General features: G+C 69.2%; 15 protein-coding genes and 1 tRNA gene. 7 read left to right on the top strand and 9 right to left on the bottom strand.

All coding sequences use genetic code 11. The features are described from left to right. Positions 1-66: 66 nt before the first annotated feature. The 5 genes from OHA19_RS20100 to OHA19_RS20080 all read right to left on the bottom strand — a co-directional run bounded on the left by OHA19_RS20100 (position 67) and on the right by OHA19_RS20080 (position 5,427). A complete protein-coding gene (locus OHA19_RS20100; RefSeq protein WP_405714703.1) occupies positions 67-966 on the bottom strand; it encodes an LLM class flavin-dependent oxidoreductase in 900 nt (299 codons plus the stop codon). 145 nt (positions 967-1,111) lie between these two features. Beyond that, positions 1,112-1,654, bottom strand: coding sequence for an RNA 2'-phosphotransferase (locus OHA19_RS20095; protein WP_405714705.1), 543 nt, complete (start codon positions 1,652-1,654; stop codon positions 1,112-1,114). A gap of 169 nt (positions 1,655-1,823) precedes the next feature. After that, on the bottom strand, positions 1,824-2,801 hold the full coding sequence (locus OHA19_RS20090) for a MerR family transcriptional regulator (RefSeq protein ID WP_405714707.1): 978 nt from the start codon (positions 2,799-2,801) through the stop codon (positions 1,824-1,826). Beyond that, positions 2,798-4,579 carry an SDR family oxidoreductase gene (locus tag OHA19_RS20085; protein ID WP_405714709.1) on the bottom strand — a complete coding sequence of 594 codons (1,782 nt, stop codon included), beginning with the start codon at positions 4,577-4,579 and terminating at the stop codon, positions 2,798-2,800. The genes OHA19_RS20090 and OHA19_RS20085 overlap by 4 nt, the downstream gene beginning before the upstream one ends. Next, positions 4,576-5,427 carry a M24 family metallopeptidase gene (locus tag OHA19_RS20080; protein ID WP_405714711.1) on the bottom strand — a complete coding sequence of 284 codons (852 nt, stop codon included), beginning with the start codon at positions 5,425-5,427 and terminating at the stop codon, positions 4,576-4,578. Before OHA19_RS20080 ends, OHA19_RS20085 begins: the two co-directional genes overlap by 4 nt. 51 nt (positions 5,428-5,478) lie before the next feature. Between OHA19_RS20080 and OHA19_RS20075 the strand changes: the two genes are divergently transcribed. The 7 genes from OHA19_RS20075 (at position 5,479) to OHA19_RS20045 (ending at position 10,698) form a co-directional block, all read left to right on the top strand. Beyond that, complete coding sequence (locus OHA19_RS20075) at positions 5,479-5,637, top strand: hypothetical protein (RefSeq protein ID WP_405751045.1); 159 nt, start codon at positions 5,479-5,481, stop codon at positions 5,635-5,637. Positions 5,638-5,716: 79 nt separating this feature from the next. Continuing rightward, positions 5,717-6,754: an ABC transporter ATP-binding protein gene (locus OHA19_RS20070; protein WP_405721667.1), complete on the top strand. Its 1,038-nt coding sequence runs from the start codon at positions 5,717-5,719 to the stop codon at positions 6,752-6,754. Then, positions 6,744-7,652 (top strand): ABC transporter permease, encoded by a 909-nt coding sequence (locus OHA19_RS20065; protein ID WP_405714713.1) that lies wholly within the window; start codon positions 6,744-6,746, stop codon positions 7,650-7,652. The genes OHA19_RS20070 and OHA19_RS20065 overlap by 11 nt, the downstream gene beginning before the upstream one ends. Next, a complete protein-coding gene (locus tag OHA19_RS20060; protein ID WP_405714715.1) occupies positions 7,649-8,560 on the top strand; it encodes an ABC transporter ATP-binding protein in 912 nt (303 codons plus the stop codon). The genes OHA19_RS20065 and OHA19_RS20060 overlap by 4 nt, the downstream gene beginning before the upstream one ends. A gap of 30 nt (positions 8,561-8,590) precedes the next feature. Beyond that, a complete protein-coding gene (locus tag OHA19_RS20055; protein WP_405714717.1) occupies positions 8,591-9,310 on the top strand; it encodes an ABC transporter permease in 720 nt (239 codons plus the stop codon). Positions 9,311-9,602: 292 nt separating this feature from the next. After that, positions 9,603-10,301, top strand: a complete 699-nt coding sequence (locus OHA19_RS20050) for a hypothetical protein (RefSeq protein WP_405714719.1) — start codon at positions 9,603-9,605, stop codon at positions 10,299-10,301. A 310-nt stretch (positions 10,302-10,611) separates the two neighbouring features. Next, positions 10,612-10,698, top strand: a tRNA-Ser gene (locus tag OHA19_RS20045). 84 nt (positions 10,699-10,782) lie between these two features. Here the strand turns inward: OHA19_RS20045 and OHA19_RS20040 are convergent. The 4 genes from OHA19_RS20040 to efeB all read right to left on the bottom strand — a co-directional run bounded on the left by OHA19_RS20040 (position 10,783) and on the right by efeB (position 15,898). Further along, entirely contained in the window at positions 10,783-11,586 is an 804-nt protein-coding gene (locus OHA19_RS20040; RefSeq protein WP_405714721.1) for an HAD family hydrolase, read from the bottom strand. Further along, complete coding sequence (serS, locus tag OHA19_RS20035) at positions 11,583-12,872, bottom strand: serine--tRNA ligase (RefSeq protein WP_405714723.1); 1,290 nt, start codon at positions 12,870-12,872, stop codon at positions 11,583-11,585. Before serS ends, OHA19_RS20040 begins: the two co-directional genes overlap by 4 nt. A 743-nt stretch (positions 12,873-13,615) precedes the next feature. Beyond that, positions 13,616-14,551, bottom strand: a complete 936-nt coding sequence (gene pheA / locus OHA19_RS20030; RefSeq protein ID WP_405714725.1) for a prephenate dehydratase — start codon at positions 14,549-14,551, stop codon at positions 13,616-13,618. Between the two features lie 27 nt (positions 14,552-14,578). Continuing rightward, positions 14,579-15,898 (bottom strand): iron uptake transporter deferrochelatase/peroxidase subunit, encoded by a 1,320-nt coding sequence (efeB, locus tag OHA19_RS20025; RefSeq protein WP_405751042.1) that lies wholly within the window; start codon positions 15,896-15,898, stop codon positions 14,579-14,581. Positions 15,899-15,900 lie beyond the last annotated feature (2 nt).

Here is a 15,900-nt window from a genome sequence, read left to right as displayed (position 1 = left end):
GGATGCACGCCCCTGACCAGGTGAACATGTCCGGTGTATATGCCAAAGGTCCTGATGGCGGGTGGATCAGTGGCCGAGCTGGGCCAGGCCCTCGGTGGCGATGCGCTCGAAGACCTTCTCGTCCGCCGCGAAGTCGGAGTCGGGGATCGGGTTGTGGATGACGATCTCGGTGAAGCCGAGCGCGAAGTGGGTGCCCGCGAAGTCCACGAAGGCGTCGAGGGACTGGAGCGGGCGGTCCGGGGTGAAACCGGTGAGGAGGATCTTGTCCAGCTCGGCGGCATCCCGGCCGATGGACTCGCAGGCGGTGCTCAGCCTGGTGAGCTGCCCGCGGATGGCCTCCACGGACTGCTCCGGGGTGCCCGTCTCGTAGAGCTTCGGGTCGCCCGTGGTGACCCAGGCCTGGCCGTACCGGGCGGCGAGCCTCATTCCGCGCGGGCCGGTGGCGGCCACGGCGAACGGCAGCCGGGGCCGCTGTACGCAGCCGGGGATGTTCCGGGCCTCGTTCGCCGCGTAGAACGTGCCCTCGTACGTCACCGAGGGCTCACGCAACAGCTGGTCGAGCAGCGGTACGAACTCGTCGAAGTGGTCGGCCCGTTCCCGCGGCGTCCACGGCTCCTCGTCGCTCCGGCGCAGTGTCGTGGCGTCGAAGCCGTTGCCGCCGGCGCCGATGCCGAGGGTGAGGCGCCCGTCGGAGACGTCGTCGAGCGTGATGAGGTCCTTGGCGAGCGTGACGGGGTGCCGGAAGTTGGGGGAGGTGACGAGGGTGCCCAGGCGGAGCCGGTCGGTGGCGGCGGCTGCGGCGGTGAGGGTCGGCACCGCGCCGAACCAGGGGCCGTCGCGGAAGGTCCGCCAGGCCAGGTGGTCGTAGGTGTAGGCGGCGTGGAAGCCGAGTTCCTCGGCGCGCTGCCAGACCTTCCGGCCCTCGCTCCAGCGGTGGATCGGCAGAATCACAGTGCTCAGACGCATGGATATGACCATACGGGGCGGGAAACGGACGGGCCCGCTCCGCGCGGGCGCGCGGCTGTGCGGCAGGACCGGACAACCGGGACCGGACGGCTGGCACCGGACGGGCTGGGACCGGGCGGACGGGACCGGGCGGCCGGGTCGCTGGTCAGTCGCGGAACCGCAGGAACGCGGGCGGTACCGAAGCGGTGAGCCAGACGCCGTTGGCGCTGACGTGGAAGGTGTGGCCCGCGCGGTGCATCGCACCCGCGTCCACGGGCAGGACGACGGGCCGGCCACGTCGGGCACCGACCTTGGTCGCCGTCTCGCGGTCGGGCGACAGATGGACGTGCGTGCGGTCCATGGGCCGCAGGCCCTCGTTCCGGATCGACTCCAGCGCATGGCCCACCGTGCCGTGGTAGAGGTACGCGGGCGGTTCGGCCGGTGGCAGGCCGAGGTCCACCGGGACGGTATGGCCCTGGCTCGCGCGGATCCGGTCGTTCTCCACGGCGAAGCGCTGCTTGTCGTTGACGGCGACGACATGGTCGAGCTCGGCCCGGGCGAGGGGGACGTTGTTGCGGGCCATGGCGCGCAACAACGTGTCGATCGGCACCCAGCCGTTCGCATCGAGCGTGATGCCGATCCGCTCCGGCTGATGGCGCAGATGCTTCGAGAGGTACTTGGACACCTTGACGGTGCGTCTTTCGTCCATGCCGCCAGCGTGCCGGTGATCGTCCCGTCGGCGCATCCGGGTTTCGCTCACGATGCGCTGAAGCAATTCCCGGCCGCACTGAAGAAATGTTCGTCCACAGGTTTGATCCACAGTCAACTTGAGTTATCCACAGGCTAATTGGCGATTCTGTGGACAAGTGGAAATGGAATCAGTCGTTTTGGGTAATTCGCCCTATTATGGAGGCAGATGGGGCTAGTGCATCCAATGCCCTTGTCTGTACCTCGCGTTCCGTGGAAGCCGTGACGAAGGCGGCGACGTTCTCTGCGCCAACGAGCTGTTGAACGGCCCGGATCGTCTCGGACGGCAGATCCACGCGGTGCGTCGCGAGCGGCGGGGAGTCCGGTCCGAGGGGCGTGTCCGAGCCGAGGTGGTGATGCAGATGCCGGGTGGCGAACGTCCGCATCGCACGGGCCAGTTCGGCATCGACCGTTTGTTGGGCGAGCGGACGCAGCCTGCGCACCATGGCGGCCGCCTCGGCCGCGTCCGCGTCGGTCGGGGGCCGATGTCCGAGGTAGCGGGCGAAGACGTGCTCGGTGGTGAACTCCAGGAAGCGCGAGGCGATCTGCTCCACCTGGCCGCGAAGTTCTCTGAGGTGTCCGGAGATTGCGCCGAGCGGCACGCCCGCCGAGTACAACTCGACCGCCACCGACAGCTCTTGGGGGCTGGGCACCAGGAACTCGTCGTCCCTGCCCGGGATCGGTTCGAGCACGCCGAGCTCCACCGCCTCGGCGACCGCCTCGTCGTCCGGGACACCGCCGAACTTGCGGTTCAGTTCGTCCAGGGTGATCCGGTCGGCCTGTTCGTCCGTCCAGGGGCCGTGCACCTCCGCCACGAGCCCGAGCACCCCGCCCAGTCCGCGGCCGGTGTCCCAGGCGTCCAGGAGCTCCTTGATGCTGGCCAGCGTGTATCCGCGGTCCAGCAGATCGGCGATCTGCCGGAGCCGGGCGAGATGCGTGTCCCGGTACACATTGGCCCGGCCACGCCGCTCCGGCGTCGGCAGCAGACCGCGGTCCTGGTAGGCACGGATCGTGCGGACCGTGGCCCCGCTCGCGTGCGCCAGGTCCTCGATCCGGTACTCGGCGGCGGACTGCCGGTCCGCCGCCGGTGACCGCCCGGGGCCGCTCACAGCGGTGGCTTCAGCCGGGCGATCCCGCGCAGCGCGCCGGGACTGAACCGGGACAGGAGACGGGCGCCGCGGGCCTCCGGGGTCACCGGCACGACGGCCTGGTTGCGCGCCACCGCCTTGAGGATCGCGTCGGCCACCCGCTCCGGCGGGTAATTGCGGAGCCCGTACAGTCGGCTGCTCCGTTTCCGTAGTCGCTTCTCCTCCGCCGCGTCGGCACCGGCGAAGTGCGTCGTCGCGGTGATGTTCGTGTTGACGATGCCGGGACAGATGGCGCTCACCCCGATCGACCGCTCGGCGAGCTCGGCCCGCAGGCATTCGCTGAGCATCAGCACGGCGGCCTTGGAGGTGCTGTACGCGGGCAGCACCCGGGAGGGCTGATAGGCGGCGGCGGAAGCCGTGTTGACGATGTGGCCACCCTGGCCGCGCTCGGCCATCTGCCTGCCGAAGATCCGGCAGCCGTGGATGACGCCCCACAGATTGACGTCGAGGACGTTCTTCCAGTCCTCGCTCGTGGTGTCCAGGAAGGAGCCGGACAGGCCGATCCCGGCGTTGTTTACCAGTACGTCGACGATTCCGTACTCGGTGGCGACCTTCTCGGCGAGCTTCTCCATCGCCTGTTCGTCGCTGACGTCGACCGCTTCGCCCCAGGCGGCCGGGGCTCCTATGAGCCGGGCCATCTCGGCCGTCCTGGCCGCACCCTCCGCGTCCCGGTCCACGGCCACCACCCGGGCGCCCGCCTCGGCGAACGCGAAAGCCGTGGCCCGGCCGATGCCGCCCGCCGCGCCCGTCACGAGAACCAGCCGGCCGCCGAACCTGTCCGCGTACGCCCCGGTCGGGGCGGTGTTCTGCACCGGACGGCCGTCTTCCTCGGCGGCCTCATTCGCGGCGACGAACTCGCTGATCCAGGAGGCGATCTGGTCCGGCCTGGTGCGCGGCACCCAGTGCTTGCCGTCGAGGGATCTGCGCACCAACTGCGGTACCCACAGCTCCAGCTGGTCGTACAGCTTCTCCGAAAGGAATATGTCACCGGTCGGGGTGATCAGCTGGACCGGCACATGCGCGTAGGCGTCGGTGCGCGGCCGGCTCAGCCGGGCGCGGACGTTGTCGCGGTAGAGCCAGGCGCCGTGCGCCGCGTCGCCGGGCAGGGAGGGCGTCGGGTAGTCGCCCGCCGGGATCTTCTCCAGGCGCTGGAGGATCTTCGGCCACCGCTTGCCGAGCGGGCCGCGCCAGGCGAGCTCCGGCAGGACCGGCGTGTGCAGCATGTACACGTACCAGGACTTGGCGCCCTGGCCGAGCAGCTGGCCGACCCGGCGCGGGGTGGGCCGGGCCATCCGCTGCTTGATCCAGTGCCCGAAGTGGTCCAGCGAGGGGCCGGACATCGAGGTGAACGAGGCGATCCGGCCCTCGGTGCGCTCGACCGTGGCGAACTCCCAGGACTGCACCGATCCCCAGTCGTGCCCGACCAGATGCACCGGCCGGTCAGGGCTCACCGCATCGGCGACGGCCAGGAAGTCATCGGTGAGCTTCTCCAGGGTGAAGCCGCCGCGCAGTGGCTTCGGTGCCGTGGACCGGCCGTGCCCGCGCACGTCGTACAGCACGACATGCCACTGGTCGGCCAGCTGCTTCGCCACCTCCGTCCAGACCTCCTTGCTGTCCGGATAGCCGTGCACGAGGACGACCGTGGGCCGCTCCTCATCGCCCAACTCGACGACACACAGCTCGATTCCGCCCGTGCTCACCCGGCGCTCGCGCGCCCCGGGCAGGCTTCCCGGATTCATGCCGCCACCCTTTCCTCGGCCCAGCGCCGCACATGCGGCAGATCGTCGTCCAGCCAGAAGGCACTCTGCTCCGGGTCCTTGGAGTCGGTGACCACCAGGATCTCCTCGAACTTGGCTCCCGTACCGCGGAATCCGAGATGCGGCTCCACCGCCCACAGACCGGGCTGCGGCGGGTGGTCGGAGAAGCGGTACGGACTCCACAGCGGCGACCAGCCGTCCCGGTGCCCGTGCACCGCGTCGCTCAGCAGGCCCTTGAGGGACTGGGTGCCGAAGCCGAACACGTGCGGGGACCAGCGCCGTTCGGTGACGCGGTCGACCTTGTGGGCTATGACACCGAAGGGGTAGGCGCGATGCCGGTTGGCGTACCCCTGCTTGATCATCAGGCGTTCGACGTCCTCGTATATCTCCCGCAGCGATCGCCGCTCGCGCACCTCGCGCAGTATCAGCTCGCGGTGGGCCTCCAGATCGGCCAGCAGCTTGTCGTGCAGGGGGTTGAGCCCGAGACAGCCGGAGTAGCCGATGTCGGCCGTGAAGCCCTTGTACACCGGGGCCATGTCGAGGATGAAGGGCATCCCCGGCTCCAGCTTCCGGTTGGTCGGGAAGAACTGCAGGGGCACCTTGAAGCCGGCGAACGCCGTGCGGTCCCCGAACCAGGCGAAGGGGAGGTGGAACCAGTCACGCACGCCGCGCTCACGCAGCCAGTCGCGCTGCATGCGAGCCGCCTCGCGCTCGGTCACGCCCGGCTTCAGCCGGCCCGCGACCGCCTCCGCGCAGGCGTACGCGAGGCTTTGGACTTCTCTGAACCCCCGCAGCTCCGGGGCTGTTTCGTCCTTCACTGCCGAGGTCATGCCACCGTCCGTTCCCTGCCGTGTGCGGTACGTGCCCGTAACGTGACACTGATGAATGTGACAATGTCCGGCGACTACGTCAAGGGGCGTGCGGAGACCTGTGGAGAACTCGGCCGGGCCGCCCTGCCGACCGGGCTCCTCATCCTGCGTGGTGGCCCCCTACGGGTCCGTACGTCTGGAGTCGGATGCCGATCCAGCCGCCAGGGCTGACGACCGATGTGGCCCGCGCCACTACCTTCGGACTGTGACTGTGATCGCGACCGAAAGCCTGAGCAAGCGGTTCCCCCGGGTGACCGCGCTTGACCGGCTCTCCTTGGACATCGGCGCCGGTGTGACCGGCCTGGTGGGTTCCAACGGAGCCGGCAAGTCCACATTGATCAAGATCCTGCTGGGTCTGTCCCCCGCCACCGAAGGCCGGGCCGCGGTGCTCGGGCTCGACGTCGCCACCAGTGGCGCCGCCATCCGGGAACGGGTCGGCTACATGCCCGAGCACGACTGCCTGCCACCGGACGTCTCGGCCACCGAGTTCGTCGTCCACATGGCACGGATGTCCGGACTTCCGCCGACGGCGGCGCGCGAGCGCACCGCCGACACGCTCCGGCACGTGGGCCTGTACGAGGAGCGCTACCGCCCCATCGGCGGCTACTCGACCGGCATGAAGCAGCGGGTGAAGCTGGCGCAGGCGCTGGTCCACGACCCGCAGCTGGTCCTGCTCGACGAGCCGACCAACGGCCTCGACCCGGTCGGCCGCGACGAGATGCTCGGACTGATCCGCCGCGTCCACACCGACTTCGGCATCTCGGTCCTGGTCACCTCACACCTCCTGGGCGAGCTGGAACGCACCTGCGACCACGTCGTCGTCATCGACGGTGGCACCCTCCTGCGCTCCAGCTCCACCAGCGACTTCACCCAGACCACCACGACCCTCGCGGTCGAGGTCACCGACAGCGACACCCACCCGGACGGCACCGACGCGCTGCGCCAGGTCCTCACCCGGGCCGGCGTGAAGTTCATCGGCCAGGACGGTCTCGACGAGCAGGGGCTGCCCGGTGCGGGCCACATCCTGCTGGTCGAGGCGGTCGGCGAGGAGACGTACGACATCGTGCGCGACAGCGTCGCAGGGCTCGGGCTCGGCCTCGTACGGATGGAGCAGCGGCGCCACCACATCGCCGAGGTCTTCCGTACCGAAGAGGCACCCGCGTCCGAGCCCGCGAACGCCGGAGCCGTACAGCAGGACGCCACGGAGCGGAACGCCGTACAGCAGGAGCAGCACGCCGTACAGCAGCACGCCGTACAGCAGAAGGGGAGCGGTCGCGATGAGCACTGAGACCGGGACCGTGGCCGGGAGCGACACCTCCCGCATCCACAACATCGGGTACCGCTCCTACGACGGCCCGCGGCTGGGCCGTGGCTATGCGCGGCGCTCGCTGTACTCGCAGTCGTTGCGCGGCGCGTTCGGACTCGGCCGTTCCGCCAAGTCCAAGGTGCTGCCGATGCTGCTCTTCGGCGTGATGTGCATGATCGCGGCGATCATCGACGCCGTCGCCATCGCCAACCCGACGGCGACCGCCCTGCCGATCAAGTACACCTCGTTCGCGATCTATCTCCAGGCCGTGATCGGCCTCTTCCTCGCCGCGCAGGCACCCCAGTCGGTCTCCAGGGACCTGCGTTTCAAGAGCGTGCCGCTGTACTTCTCGCGGCCGATCGAGCGGGTCGACTACGTCGTGGCCAAGCTGGCCGCCATGGCTTCCGCGCTCTTCATCCTCACCGGCGCGCCGCTCGTCATCCTCTATGCGGGCGCGCTGCTCGGGAAGTTCGACTTCGCCGACCAGACCAAGGGATTCGGACAGGGGCTGGTCTCGGTGGCGCTGCTCTCCGTGCTCTTCGCCGCGCTGGGCCTGGTGATGGCCGCGCTGACACCGCGCCGCGGCTTCGGCGTCGCCGCGGTGATCGCCGTACTGACGATCACCTTCGGCGCGGTCTCCACGGTCCAGGCCATCGCCTGGCAGACGGGCTCCGCGGGAGCCGTCGAGTGGCTGGGGATCTTCTCCCCCATCACGCTGATCGGCGGCGTGCAGACCGCGTTCCTCGGCGCCAACTCGGCCTTCCCCGGCGGGGCGAGCCCGGACGCCGGGGTCGGCGTGGTCTATCTGATCGTTGTTCTCGCGCTCGTCGCCGGCTCGTACGCCGTACTGATGCGCCGCTACCGGAGGGTCGGGCTGTGACCACCATCGAGATCGACCACACCTCGCGCTGGTTCGGCAACGTGGTCGCCGTCAACGACGTGAGCATGACGGTGGGACCGGGTGTCACCGGGCTGCTCGGGCCGAACGGCGCGGGAAAGTCCACACTGATCAACATGATGGCCGGATTCCTCGCCCCGTCGACCGGCACGGTCACGCTGGACGGCAGGCCGATCTGGCGGAACGAGGCCGTGTACAAGGAGATCGGAATCGTGCCGGAGCGGGAAGCCATGTACGACTTCCTGACCGGCCGCGAGTTCGTCGTCGCCAACGCGGAACTCCAGGGGCTCGGCGACGCGGAGGCCCGAAAGGCGCTGGCGACGGTCGAGATGGAGTACGCGCAGGACCGCAAGATCTCGACGTACAGCAAGGGCATGCGCCAGCGCGTGAAGATGGCGTCCGCCCTGGTCCACGAGCCTTCGGTGCTGCTGCTCGACGAGCCGTTCAACGGCATGGACCCGCGTCAGCGGATGCAGCTGATGGAACTGCTGCGACGGACGGGGGCAGAGGGCCGCACGGTGCTCTTCTCCTCCCACATCCTCGAAGAGGTCGAGCAACTCGCCTCCCACATCGAGGTGATCGTGGCCGGACGGCACGCGGCGTCCGGTGACTTCCGCAGGATCCGCCGGCTGATGACGGACCGCCCGCACCGCTATCTCGTACGTTCCAGCGACGACCGCGCCCTCGCCGCCGCGCTGATCGCCGACCCGTCGACGGCCGGCATCGAGGTCGACCAGGGGGAACAGGCGCTGCTCGTCCAGGCGGTCGACTTCGGACGCTTCACCGAGCTGCTGCCGAAGGTCGCGCGTGAGCACGGAATCCGTCTGCTGACCGTTTCGCCGTCCGACGAGTCCCTCGAATCGGTCTTCTCCTACCTCGTAGCGGCCTGAGTAGTGGCCTGAAAGGAGCTGTGAATCGTCATGTACGACCCCACAGTCGCCCGGCTCACCTACCGGGCCCTGCTCGGCCGGCGCCGGGCCGCCATCCTGTTCGTCCTGCCGGTACTGCTGGTGGTCATCGCCATCGCGGTACGGACGTTCGCCGGGTCCGACGACCAGGTGGCCTCGGACGTGCTGGGCGGCTTCGCCATCGCCACGATGGTGCCGCTGATCGGTGTGATCGCCGGAACCGGGGCCATCGGTCCCGAGATCGATGACGGATCCATCGTCTACCTGCTGTCCAAGCCGGTGAAACGGCCGACGATCATCTTCACCAAGCTGATCGTGGCCATCGCCGTGACGATGGTCTTCTCCGCGCTGCCCACGATGATCGCGGGCCTGATCCTCAACGGCAACGGCCAGCAGATCGCGGTGGCCTACACCATCGCGGCACTGGTCGCCTCGATCGCGTACAGCGCGCTGTTCCTGCTGCTGGGCACCGTCAGCCGGCACGCGGTCGTGTTCGGCCTCGTCTACGCGCTGGTGTGGGAGGCCCTGTTCGGGTCCCTGGTGCCGGGGGCGCGCACGCTCAGCGTCCAGCAGTGGTCGCTGGCGGTCGCCGAGAAGGTCGGCGGCTCGGGCGCGATCACCTCGGACGTCGGATTGACGACCGCGACGGTCCTGCTGGCGGCGGTCACGGTGGTGGCGACCTGGTACGCGGGCCAGAAGCTGCGCACGCTGAAGCTGGCCGGCGAGGAGTGACTCGCGGTATCCGTCAACCCCCGCCTTCCGGGCGGGGGTTGACGCATTTCGGACAGTCGTACGCGTAACTGTACGGTTATCGGTTCGTTGAGCAGGCCGCGTGGAGGCAACTGGAATCCGTGGTGTCGTGGCTTTCGTGAAAACAGGGATTGCCGATGTCGGCGAGGCAGTGCCCGCCGGGTCGGTCATTGAGTGAGTGGCAACCGTGAGCGTCCTCCGCCCCTCAGGCCCGGGACAGGGCTGTCCGTCGGCGGTTTCGCGAGTCGTCGTTCCCTGATCGGAAGGCATGCCCATGCCCACAGAAGTCGCCCTGCTCGAATCGCGCGCGCTGCGCGTGGAGCAGATGGAGCGCGTCGATGTCCTCGACAAGGTCAAGAGCCTTGTCATGCTCCCGGACGGAATTCACCTTCGCACAGAGGATGTGGCTCGGTACTTCGAAGTATCCACAGTCGCCGTCAGGAGGCTCACCGACCGGCATCAGGTCGAGTTGATGCAGAACGGGATGCGTGTCCTGCGCGGCGCTGACCTGCGCTCCTTCCATAGCGACATGATGTCGCTATGGGCGGGGGAGGTGCCGGAAAGTTATCCACAGGCGGCGACCCGGCTCAGGGTCTACACCCGCAGGACCGTCCTCAACGTCGCGATGCTTCTTCGCGACAGCGACATCGCCCGATGCGTCCGTACGTATCTGCTCGACGCCGAGCAGGAGCTGCGCGCGGGTTACGCCTCGCTCGAACACCGCGTCACCCGGGTGGAGAGCTGCCTGGCCGGAGTCGGTACCGCGCTCCAGGAGCTCGGGCCCGTCCTCAACCGGATGTCGCACCGGCTCGACAGCCTCGACCGGAGGCCGGACGTCACCCATCAGGTCGTCGGCGCCATGAGCGTGCGGCCGGGCCACATGTCCGAGGACATCGTCCGGATCGACGGCAGGATGGATGAACTCGCCCGCAGCCTGAAGGATCTGAGCCGCCGCAGCAACAAGCAGCGCTGATCCGAGGGGAGTTCGAGGCCCTTCGACCCGCCCGGAAAACGGGTGGCTTCGAAGGGCCGTTCCCGGCACAGTGGTTGGTGCGGCACACGCCGACATGAACTGCACACGCTGGCGCGAACGGAACTGCGCCGACATGCACGCCACAGGCCGGGAGAGGAGCGCGACGATGACCGAGAGTCCGAGTCCGTCGAGTTCCCCGCAGGGCGGGCCCGCGCCGGCACCGGAGTAGTCACCGACGACTCCGCCGTGCCGCTCGGAGCGGAACGCCCGGGGCGGCGGCCTTGTCTGCGCATCGCGCGGCCGCCCACCCGGAGGATTGGCCGAGTGGTAAGGCAGCGGCTTGCTAAGCCGTCGTCGGGGCGTGAACCCCGCGCGCGTTCGATCCGCGCATCCTCCGCCGCAGCAGGGCCGCGCACCCGTACGCGACCTTGCGCCGCACACACAAGTGACCCCGCGCCCGCACCTGTACGCGACCCCGCGCCTACGACTGGAGCAGGCGTTCCAGCACCACGGCGATGCCGTCGTCCTCGTTGGACGCGGTGACCTCCTGGGCCACGGCCTTCAGATCCTCGTGCGCGTTGGCCATCGCCACGCCCCGTCGCGCCCAGGCGAACATCGGGATGTCGTTCGGCATGTCGCCGAAGGCCAGGGTGTCCGCGGCCTTCATGCCCAGCCGGCGTGCGGCCAGTGAGAGTCCGGTCGCCTTGCTCAGCCCCAGCGGCAGGATCTCCACCACTCCCGGACCGGCCATGACCACGTCCACGAGGTTGCCGACGGCCGCCCGCGCGGCCTTCGCAAGGGCGTCGTCGTCCAGATCGGGATGCTGTATGTAGACCTTGTTCAGGGGCGCGGACCACAGCTCGGCCGGGTCCTTCACGAAGACCGCCGGAAGCGGACCTTCCTGGACGCGGTAGCCGGGGCCGACCATCACTTCGCCGTCGAGCCCGTCACGGCTCGCCGCCAGGGCCAGCGGACCGACCTCGGCCTCGACCTTGGACAGCGCGAGCCCGGCGAGCTGCCGGTCCAACGTCAGCGAGGTCAGCAGCTTGCGTTCACCCGCGTGGTAGACCTGAGCGCCCTGGCCGCAGACGGCGAGCCCTTCGTAGCCCAGGTCGTCCAGGATGTGACGCGTCCAGGGGACCGCGCGGCCGGTGACGATGATGTGCGCGGCACCGGCCGCGGTGACCGCTGCCAGTGCCTCACGGGTGCGCCCGGAGACCGTGTCGTCGTCACGCAGCAGCGTGCCGTCGAGATCGGTCGCGACGAGCTTGTACGGGAAGGTCACTTGGCGACCGGCTCCAGGACCTCGCGCCCGCCCAGATACGGCCGGAGCACCTCGGGGACCCGGACCGAACCGTCGGCCAGCTGGTGGTTCTCCAGGATCGCCACGATCGTGCGCGGTACGGCGCAGAGCGTGCCGTTCAGCGTGGACAGCGGCTGGAGGACCTTCTTGCCGTCGCGGGTGTCGCGCATCCGGACGGACAGGCGGCGGGCCTGGAAGCCGTTGCAGTTCGACGCGGACGTCAGCTCGCGGTACTTGCCCTGCGTCGGGATCCACGCCTCGCAGTCGAACTTCCGGGAGGCCGAGGCGCCCAGGTCGCCGGTGGCGACGTCGATCACCTGGAAGGGCAGCTCAAGAGCGGTGAGCCACTGCTTCTCCCAGTCGAGGAGCCTGCGGTGCTCCGCCTCGGCGTCCTCCGGGTCGACGTACGAGAACATCTCGACCTTGTCGAACTGGTGCACCCGGAAGATGCCACGGGTGTCCTTGCCGTACGTACCGGCCTCGCGGCGGTAGCACGGCGAGAAGCCCGCGTAGCGCAGCGGCAGCTTCTCGGCGTCGATGATCTCGTCCATGTGGTACGCGGCGAGCGGGACCTCGGAGGTGCCGACCAGGTAGTAGTCGTCCTTCTCCAGGTGGTACACGTTCTCCGCGGCCTGGCCGAGGAATCCGGTGCCTTCCATGGCGCGCGGACGGACCAGCGCCGGCGTGAGCATCGGTACGAAACCGGCCTCGGTGGCCTGCGCGATCGCCGCGTTGACGAGGGCGAGCTCCAGCAGCGCGCCGACGCCCGTCAGGTAGTAGAAGCGCGAACCGGAGACCTTGGCGCCCCGCTCCATGTCGATGGCGCCGAGCTTCTCGCCGAGCTCCAGGTGGTCCTTGGGCTCGAAGCCCTCGGCCCCGAAGTCACGGATCGTGCCGTGCGTCTCCAGTACGACGAAGTCCTCCTCGCCGCCGACCGGCACGTCCTCGTGGACGATGTTGCCGATCTTCAGCATCAGGCTCTTGGCCTCGGCATCGGCCTCGTCCTGTGCGGCGTCGGCGGCCTTGACGTCGGCCTTCAGCTGCTCGGCCTTCTTGAGCAGCTCGGCGCGCTCGTCGGGCGAGGCCTTGGGGATGAGTTTGCCGAGCGCTTTCTGCTCGGAGCGGAGTTCGTCGAAGCGGACACCGGACGACCTGCGCCGCTCGTCGGCGGAGAGAAGGGCGTCGACGAGTTCGACGTCCTCTCCACGGGCGCGCTGGGAGGCGCGAACACGGTCGGGGTCCTCACGGAGCAGGCGAAGGTCAATCACCCCTCCAGGCTACCGGCCTGTACTTGCCCAGCTCGAACCGATATTGCCGAGCGTGTCACTTTGCCCTAATTGCCTGAATTGGCAATGCTGGGGGAGATTGTGTGGCTGAAGTCGATCTCGGCCGTCAATAAAAAGAGCCTACTCCCCTAAATGGGGCAGAAGGCTTCACTCGTCTTGACGCATCCCCCTTGCTCGGAGGGGTAGTTGGCCGTTACTTGTCCACAGGTTCTCGATCTTCCGGAAGTTATCCACAGGCTGTGAGGAAGATCTGTGGACGCCGGAGGTTGGCATTCCGGAAGCTGTGTGATGGCTCGCGGATTTCCCGTTCAAACCCACTTCAGACGCTCGTTCGGGTGGGAATTCCCCCTCCTGAAGAGTTGATCAACGGAATTGAGGCGACAAGGATCAACATGGGGCGGCCCGGGTGGCCTGGCGACCTGTGGATGCATCTGGTGTGACTGGAGTGATATGTCGACCATGTCGCATTGAGGTGTCGACTTGTCCCCAGGTCGAGAACCAGCCCTGTGGATAACTTTGTGGATGCCGAAAGTCGGCAGATAGCACCGGCGGTCGCGCCGTGCCGAGCCCCGAGCACCGATGACGAGGCACCGACGACAGCGCACTGACGAGGCACACCGATGACGGCGCACCGATGACGGAGTACTGACGCGGGGCGCCGACGCCGGTGCCGGCGCCCTGACACGGGGGCAGTTACGCCCTCTCGTCCGCAGGGCGAAACGCCGTCAGCCCCGGCCGTCCAGGTTTCTGGCCAGCCAGTCGGAGGCATCCGTGAACTCCGCGTCCGATGTCCCCGCCCGCAGCGGCCGCACGTCCTGCACCGCCACACCGGCCCGCGGGTACGAGCCCAGGAACCGCACCTTCGGGCAGATCCGCTTGAGCCCCATCAGCGCCTCGCCGACCCGACGGTCCGCGATGTGCCCTTCGGCGTCCACCGCGAAGCAGTAGTTCCCGATGCCCGCCCCCGTCGGCCGCGACTGGATCAGCATCAGGTTCACCCCGCGCACCGCGAACTCCTGGAGCAGTTCGAGCAGCGCACCGGGATGGTCCTCGCCCAGCCAGATGACCACCGACGTCTTGTCCGCGCCCGTCGGCGCCGCCGGCCGGGCCGGGCGGCCCACCAGGACGAAGCGGGTCTGCGCGTTCTCCGCGTCGTGGATCTCGGTCACCAGCGGTTCCAGACCGTAGGTCGCCGCCGCGAACTCACCGGCGAAGGCGGCGTCGTACCGGCCCTCCTGGACCAGCCGGGCGCCGTCCGCGTTGGACGCCGCCGACTCCCACACGGCGTCCGGGAGGTGGGCGGCCATCCAGTTGCGCACCTGCGGCTGGGCGGCCGGGTGCGCGGTGACCGACTTGATGTCGGACAGCTTGGTACCCGGCCGCACCAGCAGGGCGAAGGTGATGGAGAGCAGCACCTCGCGGTAGATCATCAGCGGTTCGCCGGTGGTCAGCTCGTCGAGCGTCGCGGTGATGCCGCCCTCGACGGAGTTCTCGATCGGTACGAGCGCCGCCGCGGCGGCTCCGCTGCGTACCGCGTCCAGTGCCGCCGGTACGGAGACCATCGGGACGAGTTCGCGGGTGGCGGCTTCCGGGAGCGTGCGGAGGGCAACCTCGGTGAAGGTGCCTTCGGGGCCGAGATATGCGTAGCGCGTGGCGGACATACCGTCACCCTAATGCGCCCCGGTGGCTCAGGACTCCAGCAGTCGCTGCCCCACGTATTCACCCTCCGCCGCACCGCCCGGCACCGCGAACAGGCCACTCGCCTCGTGCCGGATGAACGGCGACAGGGCATCACCCCGGTCCAGCTTCCGCTGCACCGGAACGAACCCGCGCAGCGGATCCGACTGCCAGCAGATGAACAGCAGACCGGCGTCCGGAGTGCCGTCCGCCGAGATGCCGTCGTGGTACGAGAAGGGGCGCCGCAGCATGGCCGCACCGCTGTTCTTCTCGGGGGTGGAGATCCGGGCGTGGGCGTTCTCCGGGATCAGGAGCTTGCCGTCGGGGCCCGCCCTGTCGAGGTCCATCGCGGTGGTCCCGGTGCCGCCGCTCAGCGGGGCGCCGTCCTTCTTCCGGCGCCCTATGACCTGCTCCTGCCGTTCCACCGGGAGTTTCTCCCAGTCGTCGAGCAGCATCCTGATCCGGCGCACGACCGCGTACGAGCCGCCCGCGAGCCAGTCGTACGCCGCCTCGGTCCCGCCCGGGGCGGCCGGGACGAAGATGCGGCGGTCGAAGTCGCTGTCGGCCGGTTCCGGGTTGTTGGTGCCGTCGACCTGGCCCATCAGATTGCGGGCGGTCATCGGCCTGGCCGTGGCGCCGGGGGCGCGGTTGAAGCCGTTCATCTGCCAGCGGACCCTGGCGGCCGGGGCGGCCTCCTTCTGTACGGCCCGCAGCGCGTGGAAGGCGACCAGTGCGTCGTCCGCGCCGATCTGGACCCAGAGGTCACCGTTGGAGCGCGCGGTGTCGATGTGGTCGGAGGAGAAGGGCGGCAGCGGGTCGAGCCCCGGTGGGCGGCGGGCGGTCAGGCCCGTGCGTTCGAAGAAGGTCCGGCCGAAGCCGAAGGTGACGGTCAGCGAGGACGGTCCGGCGTCCAGCGCGATCCCGGTGTCGTGGCCCGGGCCGTCCGCGGCGCCGCTCCCGGCGGGCTCACCGGCCATCAGACGCCCGGCCGCGGCCGACCACCGGCGCATCAGGGCGGCGGCCTCCTTCCGTCCGGCGCCGGGCACCAGGTCGAAGGCGACGAGATGGCCGCACGCCTGAAGCGGAGTGGTGATCCCCGGTTGATGTTTCCCGTGAAACATCACCTGGGTGGAGCCGACCGCGGTCAGTGCGGTGGGTGCGTCGGGACGGGTCGCGGCATAGCCGGTGGCACCGCCCGCCGCGCCCAGCACCAGCCCGGCCGCACCGGCCGCGCCCGCGCTGCCGATCAGCCGACGCCGGGAGATGCCACCACCGTCGCGGGCACCGTCGTCCCCGTTGCCGGATGCTTTCTTACTGTTGTCTGCACTCACGA

The sequence above is a fragment of the Streptomyces sp. NBC_00012 genome (assembly GCF_045040875.1).
GTDB lineage: Bacteria > Actinomycetota > Actinomycetes > Streptomycetales > Streptomycetaceae > Streptomyces.
Note: the sequence above shows the minus strand (reverse complement) of the source record. Positions and strands in the feature narration are given on the sequence as shown.

Excerpts from the sequence above, each read along its gene's own strand:
- OHA19_RS20100 (WP_405714703.1), bottom strand. The coding sequence starts at position 966 with ATGCGTCTGAGCACTGTGATTCTGCCGATCCACCGCTGGAGCGAGGGC.
- OHA19_RS20095 (WP_405714705.1), bottom strand. The coding sequence starts at position 1,654 with ATGGACGAAAGACGCACCGTCAAGGTGTCCAAGTACCTCTCGAAGCAT.
- OHA19_RS20085 (WP_405714709.1), bottom strand. The coding sequence starts at position 4,579 with ATGAATCCGGGAAGCCTGCCCGGGGCGCGCGAGCGCCGGGTGAGCACG.
- OHA19_RS20080 (WP_405714711.1), bottom strand. The coding sequence starts at position 5,427 with ATGACCTCGGCAGTGAAGGACGAAACAGCCCCGGAGCTGCGGGGGTTC.
- OHA19_RS20075 (WP_405751045.1), top strand. The coding sequence starts at position 5,479 with ATGAATGTGACAATGTCCGGCGACTACGTCAAGGGGCGTGCGGAGACC.
- OHA19_RS20065 (WP_405714713.1), top strand. The coding sequence starts at position 6,744 with ATGAGCACTGAGACCGGGACCGTGGCCGGGAGCGACACCTCCCGCATC.
- OHA19_RS20055 (WP_405714717.1), top strand. The coding sequence starts at position 8,591 with ATGTACGACCCCACAGTCGCCCGGCTCACCTACCGGGCCCTGCTCGGC.
- OHA19_RS20050 (WP_405714719.1), top strand. The coding sequence starts at position 9,603 with ATGCCCACAGAAGTCGCCCTGCTCGAATCGCGCGCGCTGCGCGTGGAG.
- pheA (WP_405714725.1), bottom strand. The coding sequence starts at position 14,551 with ATGTCCGCCACGCGCTACGCATATCTCGGCCCCGAAGGCACCTTCACC.